This is a genomic window from Streptomyces sp. NBC_01551, assembly GCF_026339935.1.
Classification (GTDB): domain Bacteria; phylum Actinomycetota; class Actinomycetes; order Streptomycetales; family Streptomycetaceae; genus Streptomyces.
In genome coordinates this window covers 1,589,700-1,614,526 of sequence record NZ_JAPEPX010000001.1, presented here as the reverse complement: position 1 = coordinate 1,614,526, position 24,827 = coordinate 1,589,700, and the positions used below count along the sequence as shown (strand labels likewise).

General features: G+C 72.9%; 23 protein-coding genes. 18 read left to right on the top strand and 5 right to left on the bottom strand.

The features are described 5' to 3' along the window. Nucleotides 1-122 precede the first annotated feature (122 nt). The 4 genes from OG982_RS07245 to OG982_RS07230 all read left to right on the top strand — a co-directional run bounded on the left by OG982_RS07245 (nt 123) and on the right by OG982_RS07230 (nt 5,506). Nucleotides 123-1,172 carry an NlpC/P60 family protein gene (locus tag OG982_RS07245; RefSeq protein WP_266788711.1) on the top strand — a complete coding sequence of 350 codons (1,050 nt, stop codon included), beginning with the start codon at nt 123-125 and terminating at the stop codon, nt 1,170-1,172. Between the two features lie 28 nt (nt 1,173-1,200). Then, nucleotides 1,201-2,343 carry a hypothetical protein gene (locus tag OG982_RS07240; RefSeq protein ID WP_266948185.1) on the top strand — a complete coding sequence of 381 codons (1,143 nt, stop codon included), beginning with the start codon at nt 1,201-1,203 and terminating at the stop codon, nt 2,341-2,343. 157 nt (nt 2,344-2,500) lie between these two features. Next, nucleotides 2,501-3,643: a glycosyltransferase family 4 protein gene (locus OG982_RS07235; RefSeq protein WP_266788715.1), complete on the top strand. Its 1,143-nt coding sequence runs from the start codon at nt 2,501-2,503 to the stop codon at nt 3,641-3,643. Between the two features lie 246 nt (nt 3,644-3,889). After that, nucleotides 3,890-5,506 carry a GMC oxidoreductase gene (locus OG982_RS07230; RefSeq protein ID WP_266948183.1) on the top strand — a complete coding sequence of 539 codons (1,617 nt, stop codon included), beginning with the start codon at nt 3,890-3,892 and terminating at the stop codon, nt 5,504-5,506. A gap of 67 nt (nt 5,507-5,573) precedes the next feature. Here the strand turns inward: OG982_RS07230 and OG982_RS07225 are convergent, their stop codons facing one another. Next, on the bottom strand, nt 5,574-7,370 hold the full coding sequence (locus OG982_RS07225; protein WP_266788719.1) for a long-chain fatty acid--CoA ligase: 1,797 nt from the start codon (nt 7,368-7,370) through the stop codon (nt 5,574-5,576). Between the two features lie 229 nt (nt 7,371-7,599). On the opposite strand from OG982_RS07225, the gene OG982_RS07220 reads away from it, so the two are divergent. From OG982_RS07220 to OG982_RS07195, 6 genes are all read left to right on the top strand, one after another. Beyond that, a complete protein-coding gene (locus OG982_RS07220; protein ID WP_266788721.1) occupies nt 7,600-8,391 on the top strand; it encodes a metallophosphoesterase in 792 nt (263 codons plus the stop codon). Between the two features lie 162 nt (nt 8,392-8,553). Continuing rightward, nucleotides 8,554-8,997, top strand: a complete 444-nt coding sequence (locus OG982_RS07215) for an SRPBCC family protein (RefSeq protein ID WP_266788723.1) — start codon at nt 8,554-8,556, stop codon at nt 8,995-8,997. Nucleotides 8,998-9,256: 259 nt separating this feature from the next. Beyond that, the gene (locus OG982_RS07210; RefSeq protein ID WP_266948181.1) at nt 9,257-10,471 is read left to right on the top strand and encodes an ArsA family ATPase; all 1,215 of its coding nucleotides are present in this window, start codon (nt 9,257-9,259) and stop codon (nt 10,469-10,471) included. Nucleotides 10,472-10,547: 76 nt separating this feature from the next. Then, nucleotides 10,548-11,045 (top strand): DUF5304 domain-containing protein, encoded by a 498-nt coding sequence (locus tag OG982_RS07205; protein ID WP_266948179.1) that lies wholly within the window; start codon nt 10,548-10,550, stop codon nt 11,043-11,045. A 61-nt stretch (nt 11,046-11,106) separates the two neighbouring features. Further along, complete coding sequence (locus OG982_RS07200) at nt 11,107-12,048, top strand: ROK family glucokinase (protein WP_266948176.1); 942 nt, start codon at nt 11,107-11,109, stop codon at nt 12,046-12,048. A 74-nt stretch (nt 12,049-12,122) separates the two neighbouring features. Then, entirely contained in the window at nt 12,123-12,884 is a 762-nt protein-coding gene (locus OG982_RS07195; protein WP_266788731.1) for an endonuclease/exonuclease/phosphatase family protein, read from the top strand. Between the two features lie 676 nt (nt 12,885-13,560). Here the strand turns inward: OG982_RS07195 and OG982_RS07190 are convergent. Together OG982_RS07190 and OG982_RS07185 are read right to left on the bottom strand one after the other, a co-directional pair. Continuing rightward, nucleotides 13,561-14,124, bottom strand: coding sequence for a hypothetical protein (locus OG982_RS07190; RefSeq protein ID WP_266788733.1), 564 nt, complete (start codon nt 14,122-14,124; stop codon nt 13,561-13,563). Beyond that, nucleotides 14,117-14,896: a carboxylesterase gene (locus OG982_RS07185; RefSeq protein ID WP_266788735.1), complete on the bottom strand. Its 780-nt coding sequence runs from the start codon at nt 14,894-14,896 to the stop codon at nt 14,117-14,119. The genes OG982_RS07190 and OG982_RS07185 overlap by 8 nt, the downstream gene beginning before the upstream one ends. 162 nt (nt 14,897-15,058) lie before the next feature. Here OG982_RS07185 and OG982_RS07180 point away from each other — a divergent pair, with 162 nt between their 5' ends. From OG982_RS07180 to OG982_RS07160, 5 genes are all read left to right on the top strand, one after another. Further along, the gene (locus tag OG982_RS07180) at nt 15,059-15,802 is read left to right on the top strand and encodes a 1-acyl-sn-glycerol-3-phosphate acyltransferase (protein WP_266792147.1); all 744 of its coding nucleotides are present in this window, start codon (nt 15,059-15,061) and stop codon (nt 15,800-15,802) included. A gap of 33 nt (nt 15,803-15,835) precedes the next feature. Then, on the top strand, nt 15,836-17,047 hold the full coding sequence (locus OG982_RS07175) for a MacS family sensor histidine kinase (RefSeq protein ID WP_266948174.1): 1,212 nt from the start codon (nt 15,836-15,838) through the stop codon (nt 17,045-17,047). A gap of 59 nt (nt 17,048-17,106) precedes the next feature. Continuing rightward, nucleotides 17,107-17,751 (top strand): response regulator transcription factor, encoded by a 645-nt coding sequence (locus OG982_RS07170; protein ID WP_266792149.1) that lies wholly within the window; start codon nt 17,107-17,109, stop codon nt 17,749-17,751. Nucleotides 17,752-17,936: 185 nt separating this feature from the next. Next, a complete protein-coding gene (locus OG982_RS07165; protein WP_266788739.1) occupies nt 17,937-18,965 on the top strand; it encodes a 6-phosphofructokinase in 1,029 nt (342 codons plus the stop codon). A 193-nt stretch (nt 18,966-19,158) separates the two neighbouring features. Continuing rightward, nucleotides 19,159-19,446 carry a hypothetical protein gene (locus tag OG982_RS07160; RefSeq protein WP_266788741.1) on the top strand — a complete coding sequence of 96 codons (288 nt, stop codon included), beginning with the start codon at nt 19,159-19,161 and terminating at the stop codon, nt 19,444-19,446. Nucleotides 19,447-19,532: 86 nt separating this feature from the next. On the opposite strand, the gene OG982_RS07155 is transcribed toward OG982_RS07160, so the two are convergent. Next, a complete protein-coding gene (locus OG982_RS07155) occupies nt 19,533-21,416 on the bottom strand; it encodes a chorismate-binding protein (RefSeq protein ID WP_266948172.1) in 1,884 nt (627 codons plus the stop codon). Between the two features lie 313 nt (nt 21,417-21,729). On the opposite strand from OG982_RS07155, the gene OG982_RS07150 reads away from it, so the two are divergent. Together OG982_RS07150 and OG982_RS07145 are read left to right on the top strand one after the other, a co-directional pair. After that, nucleotides 21,730-23,085 (top strand): class II 3-deoxy-7-phosphoheptulonate synthase, encoded by a 1,356-nt coding sequence (locus OG982_RS07150; protein ID WP_266788744.1) that lies wholly within the window; start codon nt 21,730-21,732, stop codon nt 23,083-23,085. Between the two features lie 170 nt (nt 23,086-23,255). Continuing rightward, a complete protein-coding gene (locus OG982_RS07145; RefSeq protein ID WP_266788746.1) occupies nt 23,256-23,495 on the top strand; it encodes a bacterioferritin-associated ferredoxin in 240 nt (79 codons plus the stop codon). Nucleotides 23,496-23,530: 35 nt separating this feature from the next. Here the strand turns inward: OG982_RS07145 and bfr are convergent, their stop codons facing one another. After that, complete coding sequence (bfr, locus tag OG982_RS07140; RefSeq protein WP_266788748.1) at nt 23,531-24,007, bottom strand: bacterioferritin; 477 nt, start codon at nt 24,005-24,007, stop codon at nt 23,531-23,533. Between the two features lie 173 nt (nt 24,008-24,180). On the opposite strand from bfr, the gene OG982_RS07135 reads away from it, so the two are divergent. Further along, entirely contained in the window at nt 24,181-24,813 is a 633-nt protein-coding gene (locus tag OG982_RS07135) for a sulfite oxidase-like oxidoreductase (protein ID WP_266788750.1), read from the top strand. Nucleotides 24,814-24,827: the final 14 nt, after the last annotated feature.

The following is a 24,827-nucleotide window of genomic DNA, read 5'->3' as shown; positions in this document are numbered from 1 at the left end:
CTCCGGCGGTCGTTGGCCGGTGCGTGATCACGCCGCTACTGTCTGCCAGCGCGGAAACCCGGCACACGGCCGTCCACGGGGGGCGGACCCGGGTCCCGCGCAGCGGAAGGGAGCGGTTTCACGTGGCGTCCCATCGCCGGCCCGGCCTCAGTGGCCTCACCGGCCTCGACCGGAACACGAAGGTCACCGTCTTCACCGCAGCGGCGGCCACCGCCGCGGTCGCCATGACCGGGGCGTCAGCGAGCGCCGCCCCCGGCCGCCCGCAGGAGCCTGCGGGCTCCCGCGCCCAGGTCGACCGGCTCTTCGAGGAGGCCGAGCAGGCCACCGAACGCTTCAACCGGACCGGCGAGCGCGCCGCGAAGCTCCGCGCCGAGGTCGGCCGGGCCCGGGACGCGGTGGCCCGCGGCCAGGACCGCATCAACACCATGCGGGGCCTCCTCGGCCAGTTCGCGGGGGCCCAGTACCGCTCCGGCGGCATCGACCCCGCCGTGGAGCTGATGCTGTCCGACAACCCGGACGACTACCTGGAGCGGGCCGCCGCCCTGGACCGGCTGACGGGCAGCCAGGCCCGCCAGCTCGACGCCCTGCGCGAGGAACAGCGCCGGCTCGGCCAGGAACGCCACGAGGCCTCCCGCAAACTCGCCGAACTGGAGACCCTGCGCACCGAGGCGGCCCGCGACAAGCGGTCCATCACGGCGAAGCTCGCCGCCGCGCGCCGGCTGCTGGACGCGATGCCCTCGCAGGAACGCGCCGACTTCGAGCGCTCCTCGCGCTCCGGCGGACGCTCCGAGGCCCTGCCCGACCTGCCCTCCTTCGGCCCCGCCTCGGGGCGCGCCGCGGCCGCCGTGATGGCCGCCCGGGCCGCCGTCGGGCGCCCGTACGTATGGGGTTCCACCGGCCCGTCCGGCTTCGACTGCTCCGGGCTGATGGTGTGGTCGTACCGGCAGGCCGGCGTCGCCCTGCCGCGCACCTCGCAGGCCCAGCGGCACGCCGGACGGCAGGTCCCGCTGTCGGAGGCGCGTCCGGGCGACCTGGTGACGTACCGCTCGGACGCCAGCCACGTCGGCATGTACGTGGGCAACGGCCAGGTGGTGCACGCCCCGTACCCGGGAGCTCGGGTGCGGTACGACCCGGTCGGGATGATGCCGGTGTCGTCGGTGACGCGGCCGTAGGGCTCGCGGGGCTGCGTACGATCGGCGGGTGCCCCCCGCCCGCCGTGCCGTGCCTCCCGCCCGCCGTGCCGTGCTCCGCGTACTGCCGCTGCTGCTGTGCGCGCCGCTCGCCGCGTGCGGGGCGCCCGCCGGCACCGCCGACACGGCCGAGGGCGACATCCGGCGGGCGGTGGCCCGGTGGTCCGCGGCGCCGCCCGGGCGGCTCGCCGGGATCCCGCTGGAGGACTGGGCCTACGAGGTCACCTCGGTCCGGCGGGACGGCGTACGGGCCTTCGCGCGGGCGGAGCTGCGCTACCGCCTCGCCGGATACGACACGGCCCCGGCGGGGTCGGCGCGCGAGGTGGAGCTGGTCCGGGACGGCGCGGCCTGGCGGGTCACCGGCGACCGGCCCGCGCCCGGCGCGCCTCCGCAGCTGTGGGACCAGGGCCCCGTGACGGTGGCCCGCGGGGCGCACTCCCTGGTGCTGGGCGCGGGCCGGCCCCCGCAGGAGCTGTCCGCGATCGCGGCCGAGGCCGACCGGGCGGTGCCCGCGGTCCGCGCCGCCTGGCCGCAGCGGTGGGCCGGGCGGGTGGTCGTGCTGGTCCCGGGCACGCTGGACGCCATGGCGGCGCTGCTCGGCCGGCCCGCCTCCGAGTACCGGGGCCTGGGCGCCGTCACCACGGGCCGGGTGGGCGCCGGACCCCACCCCGCGGACCGGGTCGTCGTCAACCCCGAGGGGTACGCGGAGCTCACGGGGGAGGGCCGGCGGATCGTCCTGACCCACGAGGTCACGCACGTCGCCACCCGCGCCGCGACCTCGGAGCGGACCCCGCTGTGGCTCTCGGAGGGCTTCGCGGACTGGGCGGCGTACCGGGGGACGGGCGGGGCGGTCCCCGGGGCCGCGCCCGAGCTGGCCCGGGCTGTGCGGCGCGGCGAACTGCCGGGCGCGCTGCCCGCGGACGAGGCGTTCGGCTTCGGCGGCGACCCCGAGGCGGTCGCGCGCGCCTACGAGGGCGCCTGGCTCGCCTGCCGCCTCATCGCGGCGAAGTGGGGCGACGCGGCGCTGGTGCGGCTGTACGGGAAGGCCGGGCGCGAGCCGCTGCCCACGGCGCTGGCCGGGACCCTGGGCCTCGACCTCCCGGAACTCACCCGGGCCTGGCAGGCGTACCTGCGGGAGGAGCTGGGGCCTTAGAGGTGGGCGCCGATCGGGCGCCGGGCGCGGGTCGCGCCGCTCACGCCGTCCGCCAGACACGCTCCGGACGCCGCTCCGTGACCCGGCCCGACCGGCAGGACACTCCCGCGAGGCCGTCCGGCGGCGCGCGCCGGGGCTTCGGGTACTTTGGCTGGCGATGCACAAGACGCTGATCGTGACCAACGACTTCCCGCCGCGCCCGGGCGGCATCCAGGCCTTCCTGCACAACATGGCGCTGAGGCTGGATCCCGACCGGATCGTCGTCTACGCCTCCACCTGGAAGCACGGCGAGGAGGGCCGCGAGGCGACCGCCGCCTTCGACGCCGAGCAGCCGTTCCAAGTCGTCCGCGACCGCACAACGATGCTGCTGCCGACGCCGCGCGTGACCCGGCGGGCGGTCGGCCTGCTGCGCGAACACGGCTGCGAGTCGGTGTGGTTCGGGGCGGCGGCCCCGCTCGGGCTGATGGGTCCGGCACTGCGCCGGGCGGGCGCGCGCCGGCTGGTCGCGACCACCCACGGGCACGAGGCGGGCTGGGCGCAGCTCCCTGCCGCGCGGCAGCTGCTGCGGCGGATCGGCGAGGGCACGGACACCCTGACGTACCTGGGGGAGTACACGCGCTCGCGGATCGCCTCGGCGGTGACCGACCGGGCGGCGGCGCGGATGACGCAGCTCCCGCCGGGCGTCGACGAGAAGACCTTCCACCCGGGCTCCGGCGGCGACGAGGTCCGGGCCCGGCTGGGGCTGGCCGACCGCCCGGTGGTGGTGTGCGTCTCGCGCCTGGTGCCCCGCAAGGGCCAGGACACCCTGATCGAGGCCATGCCGCGGATCCTCGCGAAGGTCCCGGACGCGGCGCTGCTCATCGTCGGCGGCGGCCCCTACGAAGGGGACCTGCGGGCCCTCGCCGAGTCCACCGGCGTGGCCCGCTCCGTGGTGTTCACGGGGGCGGTGCCGTGGGCCGAGCTCCCCGCCCACTACGGCGCGGGGGACGTGTTCGCGATGCCGTGCCGGACCCGGCGCGGCGGCCTGGACGTCGAGGGGCTCGGCATCGTCTACCTGGAGGCCTCGGCGACGGGCCTGCCCGTGGTCGCGGGCGACTCGGGCGGGGCGCCGGACGCGGTGCTCGACGGCGAGACGGGCTGGGTGGTCAAGGGCGGCTCGCCCGAGGACGCGGCCGACCGGATCGTCACCCTGCTCCAGGACCCGGAGCTGCGCCGCCGGATGGGCGAGCGCGGCCGTGCCTGGGTCGAGGAGAAGTGGCGCTGGGACCTCCTGGCCGACCGGCTGCGCGAGCTGCTCTGAAGCGGCCCCCGGGGTCCCGCCCCTGCTGCGATTGGGCCGACGGCGGCGTGTCCGCCTCCCGTCCGCGCGGCCCCCGCCGTACGCGGAAGGGATGCGGCCGAGGCGGGTGGCCCTGGCGGAGCTGGTGGTACGCCCGACCGAGCAGGTCGTGTGAGTCGTATGATCCTCCGCCATGCCTGACTGTCCCTCAGATGTCTGTCAATACCGCATATGGGCGGACGGCGTGAATCCGCTCATGATGCGGCCATGACATCCAACCTGACGCGCCGTCAAATGCTGGGGCTCGGCACTCTCTCGACCGCCGCCGCCCTCGGCTTCACACGGATCGGCGCGGCCTCCGCCGCGGCCGTCGAGCCCCCAGCCGCGCAGTACGCCCCCGCCATGGTCGTCGGCTCCGGATACGGAGCCGCCGTCGCCGCCCTGCGCCTGGGCCAGGCCGGCGTCCGTACCGTCGTCCTCGAAATGGGCCGGCTCTGGGACACCCCCGGGCCCGACGGGAAGGTCTTCCCCTCCACCTCCGCGCCCGACCAGCGCTCCATGTGGTTCCGCACCCGCACGGAGGCCCCGCTCGCCCAGTTCCTCTGGCTCGACGTGGTCAACCGCGACATCAGCCCTTACCCGGGCGTCCTGGACCGGGTGAACTACGGGGACATGTCCGTCTACGTGGGCCGGGGCGTCGGCGGCGGCTCCCTCGTCAACGGCGGCATGGCGCCGACGCCCCGCCGCTCGTACTTCTCCGAGGTGCTGCCCCGGGTCGACGCCGACGAGATGTACGGCACCTACTACCCGCGCGCCCGCGCCATGCTCGGCGTGGGCGACATCGACCCGGCCTGGTTCGAGTCCACGGAGTGGTACCGCTTCGCCCGGATCTCCCGCAAGCACGCCCAGAAGACCGGGCTGAAGACCGTCTTCGTCCCCAACGTCTACGACTTCGAGTACATGAAGCGCGAGGCGGCCGGCACCGCCACCCGCTCGGCGCTCGCCGGGGAGGTCATCTACGGCAACAACCACGGCAAGAAGAGCGTCGACAAGACCTACCTCGCGGCCGCGATCGGCACCGGCAACGTCACCATCGAGACGATGCAGCGGGTGGTCGGCGTACGGCAGGACCCGGCCGGGGGATACGTGTTGACCGTCCGGACCAGCGACGTCACCGGACGCGTCACCCAGGTGCGCGAACTCGGCTGCGGGCAGCTCTTCCTGGGCGCCGGCAGCCTCGGCACCACCGAGATCCTGCTGCGCGCCCGCGAGACGGGCACGCTGCCCGCGCTCAGCGACAAGGTCGGGCTCGGCTGGGGCCACAACGGCAACGTCATGACCGCCCGCGCCAACCACCTGTGGGACACGGTCGGCTGCAACCAGGCCACCATGCCGGCGATGGGCATCGACGACTGGGACAACGCGGCCAACCCGGTCTTCGCCGAGATCGCCCCGCTGCCCATGGGGATCGAGCACTGGATCTCGATGTACCTGGCCATCACCAAGAACCCGGAGCGCGGCCACTTCACCTACGACGCGGCGAGCGACTCGGCGCGGCTCCAGTGGCGCCGGGACCAGAACACCCCGTCCGTCCAGGCCGCCAGGAACCTCTTCGACCGCATCAACCGGGCCAACTTCACGATCTACCGGTACGACCTCTTCGGCGGCAACAAGAACTTCGCCGACAACTTCACGTACCACCCGCTCGGCGGCTGCGTCCTCGGCGAGGCCACCGACGACTACGGCCGCGCGAAGGGCTACCAGGGGCTGTACGTGGTCGACAGCTCCCTGATCCCCGGCTCGCTCGGCGTGAACCCGTTCGTCACGATCACGGCCCTCGCCGAGCGGAACATGGCGCGGATCCTGGCCCAGGACCCGCGCTGATCATGCACCGAACAGGTCCTGAACGGGCCCTGGTCAGGCCCTGACCAGGCGGGCCGGGCGGCCCTGATCAGCCGCGGTACAGCGCCTCGATCTCGTCCGCGAAGTCCTTCGCCACCACGTTCCGCTTCAGCTTCAGCGACGGCGTGATGTGGCCCGACTCCTCCGTGAACTGGGAGGGCAGAATGCGGAATTTCCGCACCGATTCCGCCTTGGAAACCGCCGCGTTGCCGTCGTCCACGGCCTTCTGGACGGCGGCGATGAGGTCCGCGTCCTCGCGCAGTTCCGCCGCCGTGACGCCGGCCGGCTTGCCGTTCTCCGCCGCCCAGCGGCCGAGGAACTCCTCGTCGATCGTGACCAGCGCGGCCACGAACGGCCTCGCGTCACCGACCACCATGCACTCCGCGACCAGCGCGTGTGCCCGGATCCGGTCCTCGATCACCGCGGGGGCCACGTTCTTGCCGCCCGCCGTGACGATGAGCTCCTTCTTGCGCCCGGTGATGGTGAGGTAGCCGTCCTCGTCGAGCGTGCCGACGTCGCCGGTGTGGAACCAGCCGTCGGCCAGCGCTTCCGCCGTCGCGGTCTCGTTCTTCCAGTACCCGCTGAAGATCTGCTCGCCGTGCAGCAGCACCTCGCCGTCGTCCGCGATGCGCACCACGGAACCCGGCATGGGCTGGCCGACCGTACCGATCTTCTGCTTGTCCCACGGGTTGAAGGTGGTGGCCGCGCAGGACTCGGTCAGGCCGTAGCCCTCCAGCACCGTGAAGCCGATGCCGCGGAAGAAGTGCCCGAGCCGCTCGCCCAGCGGGGCGCCGCCGGAGATCGCGTACTCGCCGCGCCCGCCGAGGACGGCGTGCAGCTTGCTGTAGACCAGCTTCGTGAAGATCTTGTGCTTCAGCTTCAGGCCGAAGGACGGGCCGCGCGGGGTGTCCAGCGCGCGGCTGTACGCGATCGCCGTGTCGGCCGCCGCGTCGAAGATCTTCCCCTTGCCGTCGGCCTGCGCCTTGGCGCGCGCCGAGTTGTAGACCTTCTCGAAGACGCGCGGGACGCCGAGGATCAGCGTGGGCCGGAAGGACTGCAGCTCGTCGGTGAGGTTCTTGATGTCCGGTACGCAGCCCAGCCGGATCGGCGCCAGAACGGCTGCCACCTCGACCAGGCGCCCGAAGACGTGCGCGGCCGGCAGGAACAGCAGCACCGAGCACTCGCCGGTCTTGAACAGCGGGCTCAGGCGCTCCACCGCGTTGCCGCACTCCGCGAAGAAGTTGCGGTGGGTCAGCACGCAGCCCTTGGGGCGGCCGGTGGTGCCCGAGGTGTAGACGATGGTGGCCGGGTCGTCCGCGTTGGCCAGGTTGCTGCGCTCGTCGACCTCGGCGTCGGTGACACCGGCGCCGGCGACGGCCAGCGTCTCCAGGGCGCCCGCCTCGATCTCCCAGACGTCCCGCAGCTCCGGCAGCCGGTCGCGCAGGGAGGCAACGGCCTCGCTGTGCGCGGGGCTCTCGGCGATGACGGCGACCGCGCCGGAGTCACCGAGGATCCACTGGATCTGCTCGGGCGAGCTGGTCTCGTACACCGGGACGGTGATGCCGCCGGCGCTCCAGATCGCGAAGTCGAACAGGACCCACTCGTAACGGGTGCGGGAAATCAGGGCGACCCGGTCGCCGGGCCGGATGCCCGAGGCGATCAGGCCCTTGGCCGCCGTGCGGACCTCGGCCAGGAACTCGGTCGCGGTCACGTCCTGCCACCGGCCGTCGACCTTGCGGCTCATGACGGCGGTGTCTGGATGCTGAGCGGCATTGCGGCGGATGAGATCCGTCAGGTTCCCGTCCGACGGGACCTCGTACAGGGCCGGAAGGCTGAACTCGCGCAAGACTGCTGCTCCTCTGGGCGCCATCGCCACGTGTGGACCGACCGGACGTTACCCACCGGTAGTGGGTTCCGGATAGAGGGAACCGGCCAGATGTTCCGTGCGTCACATGACGCGGCCGTGCCGTACCGACACTAGTCGACCCCGTTCGGGACGCGGAAGTAACCGCAGGTCCGGCTGCCTGTACGACTCCCACTACCCCCACTCCCCAGGCGCCCCTAGGGTGGCGGGCATGGGTGGCAGCAAAACCGGCCGGGCCGGCACGCGGGTGCACGTCGTCAGCGACGTCCATGGCAACACCGAGGCGCTCGCGCGGGCCGGAGACGGCGCCGACGCGCTGATCTGCCTCGGTGACCTCGTCCTCTTCCTCGACTACGCCGACCATTCGCGCGGCATCTTCCCCGACCTGTTCGGCGTCGAGAACGCCGACCGGATCGTGGAGCTGCGGACGGCGCGCCGGTTCGCGGAGGCCAGGGACTTCGGGCGGCAGCTGTGGGCCGGGCTCGACCGGGAGCGGCTGATCGAGGGCGCGGTCCGGCGGCAGTACGCGCAGATGTTCGCGGCCCTGCCCTCCCCGACGTACGCCACGTACGGCAATGTCGACATCCCGGGCCTGTGGCGGGAGTACGCCGGACCCGGCACCACCGTTCTGGACGGGCAGCGGGTGGAGATCGGCGGCCGCGTCTTCGGGTTCGTCGGCGGTGGCCTGCCCTCGCCGATGCGGACGCCGTACGAGATCTCCGAGGAGGAGTACGCGGCGAAGGTGGAGGCACTGGGGGAGGTGGACGTGCTGTGCTCGCACATCCCGCCGGAGGTGCCGGAGCTCTGCTACGACACGGTGGCGCGGCGGTTCGAGCGGGGCAGCGAGGCGCTGCTGGCCGCGATCCGGCGGAGCAGGCCGCGGTACGCGCTGTTCGGGCACGTGCACCAGCCGCTGGCGCGACGGATGCGGATCGGGGGGACGGAGTGCGTGAACGTCGGGCACTTCGCGTCGACGGGGCGGCCGTGGGTGCTGGAGTGGTGAGCGAGTGGTGAGCGGTGGCGTTGGATTCAGCCGCGGCAGGGGGGATCTGACGGAGTCGTGGGGTCCGCTGGAGTGGCGGGGTCCGCACGCGCGGTAGCCTTCACGCGGCGGCCGGGGGCCGCCCGCACACTTCCTCGAACACTCCACGGAGGAGCGACCGCGATGGCGGAACACACCAGCTCGAGCATCACGATCGAGGCGGCGCCGGCCGACGTCATGGCCGTGATCGCCGACTTCGCCCGCTACCCCGAGTGGACCGGCGAGGTGAAGGAGGCCGAGGTGCTGGCCACTGACGCCGAGGGCCGCGCGTCGACGGTCCGCCTGCTGCTGGACGCGGGCGCGATCAAGGACGACCACACGCTGGCCTACACCTGGAAGGGTGCGAACGAGGTCAGCTGGACCCTGGACAAGTCCCAGATGCTGCGGCAGCTGGACGGCTCGTACTCGCTGGCCCCGCTGGAGGGCGGCAAGCGCACCGAGGTCACCTACCAGCTGACCGTGGACGTCAAGATCCCGATGCTGGGCATGATCAAGCGCAAGGCGGAGAAGGTCATCATCGACCGCGCGCTGGCGGGCCTGAAGAAGCGCGTCGAAGCCACCGCCTGACCGGACCCCGCCGCGGCCCCGCCCGGCGGGGCCGGGACGCGGCTGCCTGCCCGGCCCCTCCGGCCCGTCCGGCTTTCGAGGCCGGGGCAGCCCGTCCGGCGCTTGAGGACCGGGGCCGGGCGGAGCTCGGGGAACGGTGGAAGGGCGGGTAGGGGAACAGCCCCCCACGGGCCCCCGCCCAGGCGCGTCGGCGGCCGAGCCAGTCACACATCGTCCGGGCGGAGCCCGAGGCGGCACCGCGTTCAAGGAGCACCGCACCATGCACACCCTGCTCGTCACCGGCCCCGGCGGGGCCGGGCGGACCACCACCGCCGCCGTGACCGCGCTGGCCGCGGCCCGCGCGGGGCGGCGCGTGCTGCTGCTGTCCGGTGATCCGGGGGACCCGATGGCCGCGCTGGTCGGGCCGGCCGACGGGCCGCCCGAAGACATCGCGCCCGGAATGCGGGCCGTGCCCGTGACCGGCGGGGTGCTCGTCGGCCGGATCGACTCCGGAGAGGAGTTCCGGGCCGAGCTCGTCGCGCTCCAGGAACGCGGAGCCGCCGTGCTCGGCATGCTCGGCGGCCGCGCCCTCGGCGCCGAGGAGCTCACCGAGCTGCCCGGCGCCGAACAGTTCGCGCTGCTCAGGGCCCTGCGCCGGGCCGCCACCGCCCCCGGCGTCGACCTCGTCGTCGTGGACATGCCCCCGCTGCACCAGGCAGCCGCCACCCTCGCCCTCCCCGCCCAGCTGCGCCGCTACCTCGCCCGGCTGCTCCCCGCGGAGCGCCAGGCGGCCCGCGCCCTGCGCCCCGTACTCGCCCAGCTGGCCGGCGTGCCCATGCCGGCGCAGTGGCTGTACGAGGCCGCCGCGCGCTGGGACGAGGAGCTGGCCGCCGTCCAGGCCGTCATCGAGGCCGACACCACCGAGGTACGGCTCGTCGCCGAGCCGGGTCCGGCCGCCGACGCCGCCCTGCGGACCGGGCGGCTCGGGCTCGCCCTCCAGCGCCTGCGCGTCGCCGACGTCGTCGCCAACCGGATCCTGCCCCGGGGCTCCGCGGACCCGTGGCTCGCCGGGCTCGCCGCCCAGCAGGAGAAGCACACCGCCCAGTGGGCCGCCGACCTGCCCGTGCTCCCGCTCGCGCACCTCGGCCGCGACCCCCAGGGCCCCGACGACCTCGCGGCGCTCGCCGCCCTCCCGGACACCGCCCCGCCGGCCCCGGCCGCCGCCCCCGGGCCCCGTCCCGAGTGGCCCGTCGAGGACCGCCTCGCCGAGGACGGGGTGCTCGTCTGGGTGGTTCCGCTGCCCCGCGCCGAGAAGCGCGACCTCGACCTGATCCGGCGCGGCGACGAGCTCCTGCTCACGGTCGGCCCGTACCGCAGGATCGTTCCGCTGCCCGCCGCGCTGCGCCGCTGCACCGTCTCCGGCGCCGCCCTCGCCGACGGCGCGCTCCGCATCCGCTTCACCCCCGACCCGGGGCTCTGGCCCCGCGAGCGCTGAAGCCCGTACCCCCATTCGGGTAACGTCGAAGGTAGCCCGTACCGCACGTCCCGCAGCCGCCGCAGGAGAGTCCGCCATGAGCGAGGCCACCGACCGCCCCACCGACGACGACGCCTGGGCCAAGGCCTGCGCCGAGGACCTCGCCGCCGAGAGGGCCCGCCGCCGGGCGGAACAGGGCGCCGGCGCCGGCGGGGCCACCGGGACCGCCGCCGAGGAGCTGTTCAAGCTGTTCGAGGCCGTCGCCGACAAGGTCTCCGCGCTGAACAACCCGCTGCTGGGCGGCGCCGCCCAAGGCGCGGTGCGGCAGTTCGTCAACCAGGCCAAGACCGCGGCCAAGCCCGTCATCGAGCGCAACCCCGAGGTGTTCGACCACCTCGCGGCCGCCGGCTCGGAGCTGCTGGCCGCCTACCGCTCGGCCGTGGAGGGCCACGAGCGCCGCTGGACCCAGGACGAGCCGCCCGCCCCGCGCCGGGCAGCGGCCGACGAGGGCGACCCCCGGGACGCCCGCGACCCCCGCGACGACGGTGAGGGCCCCGAGGACGACGGCCCCAGCGGGCGGATCGATCTCGACTGAGGCGCCTCCGCCCTCGGGTACCGTTGGCCGTGGCGGGGTTTGACCGGAAACCGAGGGACTAATGGGACTCACCATCGGCGTCGACATCGGCGGCACGAAGATCGCGGCCGGCGTGGTCGACGAAGAGGGCACCATCCTTGAGACGTACAAGGTGCCCACCCCGCCGACCGCGGACGGAGTGACGGACGCGATCTGCTCCGCCGTGTCCGAGGTCAGCAGCAACCACACCATCGAGGCCGTCGGCATCGGCGCCGCCGGCTACGTGGACGACAAGCGCGCGACCGTACTCTTCGCGCCCAACATCAACTGGCGGCACGAGCCGCTGAAGGACAAGGTCGAGCAGCGCATCGGCCTGCCGGTCGTCGTCGAGAACGACGCGAACTGCGCGGCCTGGGGCGAATACCGCTTCGGCGCCGGTCAGGGCCACGAGGACGTCATCTGCATCACCCTCGGCACCGGCCTCGGCGGCGGCATCATCATCGGCAACAAGCTGCGGCGCGGGCGCTTCGGCGTCGCCGCCGAATTCGGGCACATCCGGGTCGTCCCGGACGGCCTGCTGTGCGGCTGCGGCAGCCAGGGCTGCTGGGAGCAGTACGCCTCCGGGCGCGCGCTCGTCCGGTACGCGAAGCAGCGCGCGAACGCCACCCCCGAGAACGCGGCGACGCTGCTCGCCCTCGGCGACGGCACCCCCGAGGGCATCGAGGGCAAGCACATCAGCGAGGCCGCGCGGGCCGGTGACCTGGTGGCCATCGACTCCTTCCGCGAGCTGGCCCGCTGGGCGGGCGCGGGTCTCGCGGACCTGGCCTCTCTCTTCGACCCGTCGGCGTTCATCGTCGGCGGCGGGGTCTCCGACGAGGGCGACCTCGTCCTCGACCCGATCCGCAAGTCCTTCAAGCGCTGGCTGATCGGCGGCGCGTGGCGTCCGCACGCGCAGGTGCTGGCCGCGCAGCTCGGCGGCAAGGCCGGGCTCGTCGGCGCGGCGGACCTGGCCCGCCAGGGCTGACGACACCGGCTGTTCCCCGTCCTGCCCGCCGCGCCCTCTGGGGGAGCGGCGGGCAGCTGCGTATCTTGCGGGGCATGGACCTGCCTGTGCTGCCTTCGCTGCCGAAGTCCCATACGGAGCCCGACGGTTCTGCCGTGATCCGGGTGCTCAGCTACAACATCCGCTCGCTGCGCGACGACGAGGACGCGCTGGCGAGGGTGATCCGCGCGTGCGCCCCCGACCTGGTCTTCGTCCAGGAGGCCCCGCGGTTCTTCCGCTGGCGCAAGCACGCGGCGCGGCTGGCGGCGAAGAGCGAGCTGGTGGTGCTGAGCGGGGGTGCGACGGCGGCCGGGCCGCTGCTGTTGTGTTCCCTACGAGCCTTCGTGGAAAGCACCGAAGACGTGCTGCTGCCGATGACGCGCGGCTTGCACCGGCGAGGCTTCGCGACCGCCGTCGTACGGCTCGGAGCGGCGCGGGTGGGGGTGCTGAGCGCGCACCTCTCGCTGGACCCCGGCGAGCGGCTCGCCCAGGCGGGGCTGCTGCTGGAGCGGCTGGAGGGGATGGACACCCCGTACAAGATCGTGGCGGGCGACTTCAACGAGCCCCCGCAGGGCCAGGCCTTCGCCCGTGTCGCCGCCTGCCTCCAGGACTGCCGCACGGTCGCCCCCTGGGGCGGGGAGCACACCTTCCCCGCCCCGACGCCGTCCCGCCGAATCGACGCGATCTTCGCCTCCCGGGGCGTGGAAGTCCTGGCCTGCGGCGTCCCCACCGCCCTTCCGGGCGTCACCGCCTCCGACCTCCACACGGCCACGGACCACCTCCCAGTCCTGGCCACCCTCCGCCTTCCGGCCCCCTGACACACCGCCCGCCGCTCCCGCGCCGCCGACACCACTCCGGTGAACCAGCCCCGGCCAGCCCCCGCCCCGGCGGGACTGGATGGGGTCGTCGAAGCCGGGGTTGGGTTGGCGCGGTTGGATGTGGGGCGGGGCCGGGTCGTGCGGCACCCGTGGTCGTGTGTCTGCGGCGCCGTTGCCGGGGACCAGCCCCCGGACCCCCGCGCCTCAAACGCCGGCGGGGCTGGATGGTGCGGCGGGCGCTGCGGGTGCCCGGGCTTCGCCCGGCACCCCGCCCGGCGGACTGGCTTGCCCGGATGGCAACCCCAGCCCCGCCGCACCCGTCAGGCCTGTCCGGGCCAACCCCGGCCTCGCCGCACCCGTCAGGCCGGTCTGGGCCAATCCCGGCTTCGCCGCACCTGTCGGGCCGGGCCGATACAGCCTCGCCGGCGTTTGAGGCGCGGGGTCTGGGGCGGAGCCCCAGGGGCCCGGGCGCAGCCCGGGGGCGCTTGCAAGGCGGCGCCGCACCCGGCCCGCCGCATCCAGCGGCCCGGGTTCGGCGATGGAGTCCCGCACCTGGTCCGTCCCGCGCCCGCCCGGGCGGCCGCCCCGGGCCCCCGCCGGACGGAGTCCGGCGAAGCGGCGCGAAGCCGGGAAGGCCCCCCAGGGGCCGAGCCGCGCGAGTGGCGCGTCGGGAGGGTCAGACGACCGCGCCGCGGCCCGGGTCGTCATCGTCGTCGTCGCCCTGCGACATCCGGCCCACCAGGGTGGCGAAGCCGCCCAGGAAGCCGCCGATGCCCAGCGTCGTGAGCCACCAGGTCATGTCCCACTGGAGCAGCACCGCCAGCAGCAACAGGACCGGGCCGCCCACCACCGCCAGCCACGCGAACTTCGTCGTCGTGTCGGCCTGCGGCAGCTCCGGCTCCGGCTGGACGAAGTGTCCCTCCTCCCCGGCTTCGGCCTCAGGCGTGTCCGAGTCCGCCGGCTCCGCCGGCGAGTGGTCCCGGGGGCCCGGGCCCGCGATGCCCACGCCCGGGGCGAAGACCACCGAGCTGCCCAGCGCCGGAGGCTCCGGATCCGGCTCAGACGCCGACGGCTCCGGCTTGACGTCTTCCTCCGGCAGCATCAGGTTCTCGATCGGTCTGAACGGTCGCGCCCCCGGCGGGTCCGGCGGTTCCTGCCCGTACCCGGCGACGATCGCCGCCCACGCCGCCTCCTCGTCCAGCGGGGGCACACCCCCTGGTGATTCCTCGTGCTCAGCCACCGCTGGCCGCCCCCTCCCTGCTGACGCTCTCCGTGAGCCGCCCGACGAACGCGAAGCTGTCCGCGAAGATCCGCTCCGCGTCGTAGTCCAACGTCGCGACGTGGTAGCTCTGTTCCAGCAGGGTCTCGGTGACGTCCGTCGAGGAGATCCTGGCGAGGACCCGCGCCGAGTCCACCGGCGGCACGACATGGTCCTGCGGGCTGTGCAGCAGCAGCACCGGCTGCGTGACCTGCGGCAGCTCCGTGTCCACGAGCCGGAGGAACTGCCGCAGGGAGTGCGCGGCCCGCGTCGGCACCCGGTCGTAGCCGACCTCGTCGGACCCCGGCTTCGCGATGTCGCTCGCGATCCCCGGCGTCGACCGGACGAAGTGCTGGGCCACCGGCAGCGCGAAGGCCAGCGGGTCGTGCACCTTGTTGGCCGGGTTGACCAGCACGATGCCGCTGATCGCGTCCCCGTGCTTCGCCGCCAGCCGCAGTGTCAGCGCCCCGCCCATCGACAGCCCGAAGACGAACACCCGCTCGCACCGGTCCAGCAGCTCCCGCAGCGCGCGGTCCACCTCCGCGTACCAGTCCTGCCAGCCCGTGAGCTGCATGTCCTGCCAGCGCGTCCCGTGCCCGGGCAGCAGCGGCAGCGACACCGACAGACCCCGCTCGGCCAGATACTCGGCCCAGGGGCGCAGCGACTGCGGGGAACCGGTGAAGCCGTGGCAGAGAAGCACGCCGACCTCTCCGCCCTCGTGGCGGAACGGCTCTGCTCCAGGGAGGACGGGCACCAGGGTCTCCTTAGGAAGGGGTGGGGGGTACGTAGCGCTGTGTGACTTCACCGTACGCGACCGGGGTGACACCGACCAGGGTCGTCGGGCCGCTGGGGCCGACCCAGGGGATAAGGTCTGTTCGACAGACACAGGAAGGCATTCGAGTTGATCTACGGCGCAATGAAGTTCTCCATCGGCGGGTCCCTGAAGCTCGCCTTCAGGCCCTGGGTGGAGGGCCTCGAGAACATTCCCGCGGAGGGGCCGGCGATCCTCGCGAGCAACCACCTTTCGTTCTCCGACTCCTTCTTCCTGCCGGCCGTGCTGGACCGGAAGGTCACCTTCATCGCGAAGGCGGAGTACTTCACCTCCCCCGGCGTCAAGGGCAAGCTGACGGCCGCCTTCTTCAAGGGCGTCGGCCAGCTCCCGGTGGACCGCTCCGGCGCCCGCGGGGCCGGCGAGGCCGCCATCAAGAGCGGCATCGAGGTCATCGAACGCGGGGAGCTGTTCGGTATTTACCCCGAGGGGACGCGTTCACCCGACGGTCGCCTCTACCGCGGCAAGCCCGGCGGCCTGGCCCGCGTGGCCCTGGCCACCGGCGCCCCGGTGATCCCCGTCGCGATGATCGACACCGAGAAGATCCAGCCGCCCGGCAAGGTGGTCCCGAAGCTGATGCGCCCGGGCATCCGGATCGGCAAGCCGCTGGACTTCAGCCGCTACCAGGGCATGGACGGAGACCGCTTCATCCTGCGCTCGGTGACCGACGAGGTCATGTACGAGATCATGAAGCTTTCCGGCCAGGAGTACGTCGACATCTACGCGACGGCGGCCAAGCGCCAGATCGCCGACGCCGAGAAGGCCGCCAAGGCCGCCGACAAGGCGGACAAGGCCGAGAAGGCCGAGAAGGCCGACAAGAGCGCGGAGTAGGACGGGCGGCACCGCCCGCAAGGGGTGGGGGAGATGGCGAAACGCGAGCGCGTCGTGCGCATGTCGGTCGAGCAGCCGCTGTGGCGGGCCCTGACGGCCTACCGGCTGCTCACCATGGTCTACGCGATCCTGCTGTTCGGGTCCGCGTACAAGCGCTTCGACCATCCCTGGGTCGCGGTCGGCTACCTCGCGTGCCTGACCGTGTGGACCCTGGCGACCTACTCCAAGGTCGCCAACGCCGCCAGCTGCACCAGGCGGTTCCTCGTCGCCGACCTCACCGTCGCGATCGTCGGCATCCTGCTGACCCCGATCGCGGACACCCACGAGCGGATCGTGGCGGGCGGTCCCACCCTGCCCAGCATCTGGACGGCCGGCGCGGTCCTCGCCTTCGCCATCAAGGGCGGCTGGCGCTGGGCCGGGTTCGCCTCCACCTTCGTGGCCGTGGCCAACATCGTCGTCCACGGCGGCGACCCCACCCGGGACACCCTGCACAACGTGCTGCTGGTCTGGGTGGCCTCCATAGCCATCGGGTACGTCGTCGAGGTCGCCCGGGCCAGCGAGGCGACCCTCGCCCGCGCCCTGGAGATCGAGGCCGCCACCCGCGAGCGCGAGCGCCTCGCCCGCGACATCCACGACGGGGTCCTCCAGGTCCTCGCCATGGTCCAGCGGCGCGGCACCGAGCTGGGCGGCGAGGCCGCGGAGCTCGGCCGGATGGCGGGGGAGCAGGAGGTGGCGCTGCGCACCCTGGTCTCCAGCGGGCTCGTGCACACCTCCCGGATCTCCCGCGACGAGTCGCTCGGCGCGCTGGTCGACGCGTACGAGGTGGACGAGCCCGGCGCCGACGAGGGCGAGCTGGACCTGCGGACGCTGCTCGCCCCGCACGCCGGGTCGCGGGTGAGCTTCGCCGAGCCGGGCACCCCGGTGCCGCTGCCGGTGCCCGCGGCGAAGGAGCTGGCCGCGGCGGTGGGCGCGGCCCTGGACAACGTGCGCAAGCACGCCGGGGAGGGTGCCCGGGCCTGGATCCTGGTCGAGGACTGGGGCGACGAGGTGATCGTGACCGTCCGGGACGACGGCCCGGGCATCCCGGCCGGGCGCCTCGACCAGGCGGAGGGCGAGGGCCGGATGGGAGTGGCCCTGTCCATCCGCGGCCGGCTGCGTGACCTCGGCGGCACCGCCGAGCTGGTGTCCGTCCCCGGACAGGGCACCGAAGTGGAACTGAAAGTACCGAGGGGGAGGACCCAGTGAGCGTGCCGAGCCAGTCGAGTGTGCCGAGCGAGCCGAACGGGCTGAGCGACATCAAGGTGATGGTCGTCGACGACCACCCGATGTGGCGGGACGCGGTCGCCCGCGACCTGGCCGCCGCCGGCTTCGACGTGGTCGCCACCGCCGGCGACGGCCCCGAGGCGGTCCGCCGGGCCCGCGCCGCCGCCCCGCACGTGCTGGTCCTCGACCTCAACCTGCCCGGCATGCCCGGCGTCCAGGTCTGCAAGGAGCTGGTCGGCGCCAACCCGGCGCTGCGGGTCCTCGTCCTCTCCGCGAGCGGGGAGCACGCCGACGTCCTGGAGGCGGTCAAGTCCGGCGCGACCGGCTACCTCCTGAAGTCCGCCGGCGCGCAGGAGCTGATCGACGCGGTCCGCCGCACCGCCGCGGGCGACCCGGTGTTCACCCCGGGCCTGGCCGGGCTGGTTCTCGGCGAGTACCGGCGCCTGGCCACCGACCCGGCGCCCGCCGCGCCCGACGAGCCGAAGGCGCCGCAGCTGACCGACCGCGAGACCGAGGTGCTGCGCCTGGTGGCCAAGGGGCTCTCGTACAAGCAGATCGCGGAGCGGCTGGTCATCTCCCACCGCACGGTCCAGAACCACGTCCAGAACACCCTGGGCAAGCTCCAGTTGCACAACCGGGTGGAGCTCGTCCGGTACGCCATAGAGCGCGGCCTCGACGACGCGTAGGGCCGTACGGCCCCGCGCAAGCGGTGTCGTACGTCGTACTTACGTCCTCGTACGAGTGAACGGGAGTACGCAACGCCCCGCGATTCCACCGGAATTGACCAAACCCAGCACCTTGATGTGACCTGGGTCACCACTAGCGTGGCCGTCATGCGGGCTCAGCGGGCCCTGTGGCGAAGGGAGATTCCATGAAGGTCGGAGTGCTGACGGGCGGCGGCGACTGCCCCGGGCTCAACGCGGTGATCCGGGCCGTCGTGCGCAAGGGCGTACAGGAGTACGCGTACGAGTTCGTCGGCTTCAAGGACGGCTGGCGCGGCGCGATCGAGGGCGACACCGTCCCGCTCGGCATCCCCAACGTCCGCGGGATCCTGCCGCGCGGCGGAACGATCCTCGGCTCCTCGCGCACGAACCCCTTCAAGCAGGAGAACGGGGTCCGGCAGATCAAGGAGAACCTCGCCAAGTACGAGGTCGAGGCGCTCGTCGCGATCGGCGGCGAGGACACCCTGGGCGTCGCGGCCCGGCTGTACGAGGAGTACGGCATCCCCTGCGTCGGCGTCCCCAAGACCATCGACAACGACCTGTCGGGCACGGACTACACCTTCGGCTTCGACACCGCCGTCGGCATCGCCACCGAGGCCATCGACCGGCTGCACACCACAGCCGAGTCGCACATGCGGGTGCTGGTCGTCGAGGTCATGGGCCGGCACGCCGGCTGGATCGCCCTGCACTCGGGACTCGCGGGCGGCGCCAACGTCATCCTCATCCCGGAGCAGCGCTTCGACCTGGACAAGGTGTGCGCCTGGGTGACCTCCCGGTTCAAGGCGAGCTACGCGCCGATCGTGGTCGTCGCGGAGGGCGCGATGCCGAAGGACGGGGAGCTGGTGCTCAAGGACGCCACCACGGACTCCTTCGGGCACGTCCGGCTCTCGGGCGTGGGCGAGTGGCTGGCCAAGGAGATCGAGGCGCGGACCGGCAAGGAGGCCCGCACGACCGTGCTCGGGCACATCCAGCGGGGCGGCACGCCGAGCGCGTACGACCGGTGGCTGGCCACCCGGTTCGGGCTGCACGCGGTCGACGCGGTGCGGGAGGGCGACTTCGGGAAGATGGTCGCGCTGAAGGGGACGGACATCGTCCGGGTGCCGATCCAGGAGGCCACGGCGAAGCTCAAGACGGTCGACCCGGCGCTGTACGAGGAGGTCGGGGTGTTCTTCGGCTGACCCCGCGCCGAGCCGGGGCGCGAGGGCGGATCGTGGGTCGTACGGCGACAAAGCGACCCGCGGTCCGACTCGGGGAGCCCGACCGGGCGGAGATCGCGGAACACGCTGTCCCCGGCGCGGTGGGCGGCGAATTCACCGGGGGTTGGCCGGACGGCCATGCCGGCGGGCCCGGGCGGGGGCTAGATTCGGCCACGTGGACATACCTTCGGTGATCCGGTGGATCATGGCGGCCTGCGCCGCCGTACAGCTCGTGTACGCCGTCCGGGCCTTGCGGCCCGCGCTATCGGCCCAGGCCGGGGAGCGGGTGGACGCGTGGCTGGCGTTCGCCGATCCCGCGGCCGGGATCCCGGTGACCCTGGCCCTGGCCTTCGGCAACTGGACGCTGTTCCTGTGCGGGATGGCCCTGCTCGGCCCGGTCCTCACCTGGCAGCTGATCCGAACCATCACGTCCCGCCGCTCCAAGCCGGCCCCGACCGCCTGACCGCTCCCCGGGCGGAGCACGGGAAACGGTGAAAGGGCGGGGCGGGGAGAGCTTCCCGCCCCGCAGGGCTACGCGGAGGCTCCGGGCTACGCGGAGGCCGGGGTGCGGATCGTGGTGAGGAGGTCGCGCAGGAGGTCCGCGCCGCGGAGGGTGAGGACCGACTCCGGGTGGAACTGGACGCCTGCGAAACCGCCCCTGGGGGAGCGGAGCGCGTGCACCTCGCCCGTTTCGAGGTCACGGGAGACCTCGACGCCCCGGCCCGCCAGCGCCCCCGCCGCCGAGTCGTCGCAGCGCGCCGCATACGCGTTGTAGAACCCCACCACCTCCTCACCCCCGAACAGCGAGATCCGCGTCTGCGCCCCCTGCGCCGGCTCCGCCTTGCGCACCAGCGGCAGCCCCAGCTCCGCCGACAGCAGCTGGTGCCCCAGGCACACCGCCAGCAGCCCGCCCCGGTGGGAGGCCAGCAGGTCCCGCGCCAGCCCGCGCAGCAGCCGGATCTTCGGGTCCGCCACATCCGCCGGGTTCCCCGGCCCGGGGCCCAGTACGACCGGACCGCCCCAGGCCAGGGCCGCCGCCCGCAGCCCCGGTTCGTCGTAGCGGCGCACGGTCACCTCCAGCCCGCTCATCCGCACCAGGTGCGCCAGCATCGCGGTGAAGGTGTCCTCCCCGTCGATCACCAGCGCGTGGCCCGCCGGCGCCGCCGGCCGGTCCTGCATCCGCAGCCAGAACGGCGCCAGGTCCTGGCGCCGCGCGGCGAGGGCCGCCTGCACCCGCGGATCGGCGGCCAGGCCCCCCGCGCCCGTGACCGCCGGCCGGGGTGCGCCCGGCCGGACCCCCAGCGCCGCCAGCACCCCCGCGGCCTTCGCGTGCGTCTCCGCGACCTCGCCCGCCGGGTCGGAGTGCCGTACCAGCGTGGCGCCGACCGGGACGCGCAGGGCGCCGTCCGCCGCGATGTCGGCGGTCCGGATCAGGATGGGCGAGTCCAGCGTCTGGGCCCCGGCCGCGTCCACCCCCAGCAGCGCCAGCGCGCCCGCGTAGTAGCCCCGGCCCCCGCTCTCGTACCGCTCGATGACCCGGCAGGCGTTCTGCACCGGCGAGCCCGTCACCGTCGCCGCGAACATCGTCTCCCGCAGCACCTCCCGCGCGTCCAGCGAGGACCGGCCGCGCAGCTCGTACTCGGTGTGCGCGAGGTGCGCCATCTCCTTCAGCCGCGGTCCGACGACGACCCCGCCCATGTCGCCGACGGTGCACATCATCTTGAGTTCCTCGTCCACCACCATGGACAGCTCCTCGGTCTCCTTGCGGTCGCCGAGGAACGCCAGCAGCGACTCGGCCGTCGCCCCGGACACGGGGTAGCGGTACGTTCCGCTGATCGGGTTCATGACGACCGTGCCGCCGGACATCCGTACGTGGACCTCCGGGCTGGCCCCGACCAGCGTGCGGTCCCCGGTGTGGACGACGTACGTCCAGTACGCGCCCCGCTCACCAAGCAGCAGCCGCCGGAACAGCGCGAGCGCGTCGGCCCGGCCGAAGCCGTCGATCCGGCCCTCGTAGGTGCGCCGGATGACGAAGTTCGCGCCCTCGCCGCGCCCGATCTCGTCCCGGATGACCCGCTCGACGGTGGCCGCGTACTCCTCGTCGGGGACGTCGAAGCCGCCGCCCTCGACGTGCACCTCGTGCGCCGGGAGCCCCGCCAGGGCCTCGGCGAGCGGGAGCTCGTACGCCTCCTCGGCGACCAGCACGCTCAGCGGCGTCCCGTCGTCGCGTACGTCGAACCCGCGCTCCCGGATCTGCCGGAACGGCACCAGCGCGAGGGTGGGCAGCTCCCCGACGGGCAGGTCGGCCAGCCGCTCGGCCTCGTGGACCGCGCCGATCAGCACCTCGACGGTGTCGTGGTCACGGCCGGGCGTGCGGCGGCGCAGCAGGGCGAACGGAGGGCAGGAGTCGTCGAGCAGTCGGCTGAGTTCCATGGGGCGGGGCGTCCTTCCAGGGAGGAGACGAGGAAGAGGAAAGGGGGAAGGGCGGCCCGGAAAACAGAAAAGGCCGCCCGGAGGCGGCCTGTGCGTCGTTCGCGTGGTGGTCAGGTACGCGAAAGCAGTGGGCCGCCGGAAGCGGGCCACCACCAGTTCTGGTTGGAGTGCGCGTACATGCCGCAGACCATAGCCCACCACCGAGGCCCGGGCGAAGCCGCTCCGCCGGGCCGTGGATTGCGGATAAAAGACATCTGTCTCACGTAGTGGGCAGCGGGGTGGACGCGCCGTGTGACGACGTAATGTGTATGAGGTGACCGTGAACGCTGACATCCAAGCCCCCGCCGCCAAGGCGACCTGGCGAGACCTTCCCGCGGCGCAGCAGCCTTCGTACCCCGATGCCGAGGCTCTGCGCGCTGTCGTCGCGGACCTCGAGTCGTATCCTCCCCTCGTGTTCGCGGGTGAGTGCGACCAGCTGCGCGCCCGTCTGGGAGCCGTCGCCAAGGGCGAGGCGTTCCTCCTCCAGGGTGGCGACTGCGCCGAGGCTTTCGACGCCGTGTCCGCCGACCACATCCGCGCCAAGCTGAAGACGCTGCTCCAGATGAGCGCCGTCCTGACCTACGCGGCCTCCGTGCCCGTGGTCAAGGTCGGCCGCATCGCCGGCCAGTACTCCAAGCCGCGCTCCAAGGACACCGAGACCCGCGACGGCGTCACCCTGCCGACCTACCGCGGCGACTCCGTCAACGGCTTCGCCTTCACCGAAGAGGCCCGGATCCCGGACCCCGAGCGGCTGAAGCGCATGTACCACGCGTCCGCGTCGACGCTGAACCTGGTGCGCGCCTTCACCACCGGTGGCTACGCCGACCTGCGCCAGGTGCACGCCTGGAACCAGGACTTCGTGAAGTCCTCCCCGTCCGGGCAGCGCTACGAGCAGCTCGCGCGGGAGATCGACAACGCGCTGAACTTCATGAAGGCGTGCGGCACCGACCCGGCCGAGTTCAAGGCGGTGGAGTTCTACTCCTCGCACGAGGCGCTGCTGCTCGACTACGAGGGCGCCCTGACCCGTACGGACTCGCGGACCGGCAAGCTGTACGACACCTCGGGCCACATGGTCTGGGTCGGTGAGCGCACCCGCCAGCTGGACCACGCGCACATCGAGTTCTGCTCGCGGATCGCCAACCCGATCGGCATCAAGCTCGGCCCGACCACCACGGTGGACGAGGCGCTGACGTACATCGACCGCCTGGACCCCGAGCGCGAGCCGGGCCGGCTGACCTTCGTCGTCCGCATGGGCGCCGACAAGGTCCGCGACAAGCTCCCCGAGCTCGTCGAGAAGGTCACCGCCTCCGGCGCGACCGTCGCCTGGGTCACCGACCCGATGCACGGCAACACCTTCGAGGCGGCCTCCGGCCACAAGACGCGCCGTTTCGACGACGTGCTCGACGAGGTCAAGGGCTTCTTCGAGGTCCACAAGGCGCTGGGCACGCACCCGGGCGGCATCCACGTCGAGCTCACCGGTGACGACGTCACGGAGTGCGTGGGCGGCGGCGACGAGATCTTCGTCGACGACCTGCACCAGCGCTACGAGACGGCCTGCGACCCCCGGCTCAACCGCAGCCAGTCCCTGGACCTGGCGTTCCTGGTCGCCGAGATGTACCGCGACCAGTAGGCGATCTCCGGGATGTAGCTTCCTATGACAGTGGGGCGCGGATCGATGTGATCCGCGCCCCACTGTCGTGCCCGGGGCTTTTAGGTGACCCTAACTTTGGGTACGGTTAGGTAAGCCTCACCGAATCGGGGATGGCTCGCCGAACCATTCCGGTCAGGGAGGTGAACCGCGTGTACGTCTGCTCTTGCTTCGGGGTCACCGACAAGCAGGTCAAGGAACATGCGGCTGCCGGGGCCTGCACCCCCCGCCAGATCGCCTCGGCCACCAAGGCCGGAACCGACTGCGGCTCCTGCGTCCGGACCATCCAGGGCATCCTCGGCCGCGGCGCGTGCCCCCGCCGGGAACTGCTGGAGAAGGGCGAGACCGACGCCGTGCTCGCGGCCGCCCCGCGCCTCGCCGAAGCCGCCTAGCCCGTCCTGCGCGCGACCGGCTCTGGTGCGGTCGGTCAGCTCGGCTGCTCGATCTGCTGGGAGAGGTAGTTCGCCTCACCGAGGGTCTTGATCAGTTCCAGCTGGGTGTCCAGGTAGTCGATGTGGTGCTCCTCGTCTTCGAGGATCTCCTCGAAGATCCGCGCGGAGGTGACGTCTCCCTTGCCGCGCATGACCTCGATCCCGCGCCTGAGGCGGTCGATCGCCTCCACCTCCACCTGGCGGTCCGCCTTGAACATCTCCGTGACCGTCTGTCCGACGCGCACGTGGAAGAGGCGCTGGTAATTCGGCAGGCCGTCGAGCATCAGGATGCGCTCGGTGAGCTTGTCCGCGTGCTTCATCTCGTCGATGGACTCTTCACGCGTGTACTTGGCGAGCTTGGTCCAGCCCTTGTTGTCCTGGATGCGGTAGTGCAGCCAGTACTGGTTGATGGCCGTCAGCTCGCCGGTCAGCTGCTCGTTCAGAAACTCAAGGACCTCGGGGTCGCCGTGCATTGCAGAGGCTCCTTCCAGGCAATGTCAGCTATGTGACGGGGCAGTTGCGCGCATCCTTGCACCGCCGCCTGGGGTCGTCCAGTAAGTGCCTCCTTAGTGGGAGTTACCCTGACTTGCCCGAATCGGCCCAGACCTGGTCACGACCACCCCGGGCAGTCTGTCACCATGGAGTCATGGGTCAGCCGGAAAGCCGGGAATCTCCGGGAGCAGAGCAGCTTGAGCTCCCTCCGGGGCAGCGGTTGCAGAGGGGCTGGCCGGTCACCCATTACGGGCCCGTACCCAAGTTCAAGCCGGACCGCTGGGAGTTCCGCGTCTTCGGCGCGACGGCCGACGGCGAGAAGCACTGCTGGAACCACGAGGAGTTCGCGGCGCTGCCGTTCGAATCGGTCGTGGCCGATCTGCACTGCGTGACCAAGTTCAGCATGCTCGGGGCCGAATGGGGCGGGGTGCTCGCGCGCACCGTGCTCGAACTGGCCCCGCCGGCACCGCAGGTCACGCACGTGATGGTGTGGGCCGAGTACGGCTTCAGCTCCAACATGCGGCTGGCCGACTTCGCCTCCGAGCGGACCGTTTTCGCCACCCACCAGGGCGGCGAACTGCTCACCGCCGAGCACGGGTTCCCGCTTCGGCTGGTCGTCCCGCACCTGTACGCCTGGAAGGGCCCCAAGTGGGTGCGCGGCGTCGAGTACATGACCGCCGACCGGCGCGGCTTCTGGGAGGAGCGCGGCTACCACAACGTCGGCGACCCCTGGCGCGAGCAGCGCTACTCGTACCAGGAGGAGCCGGGCGAAGGCCCCGAGCTCTAGGCTCCGGCGGTCCC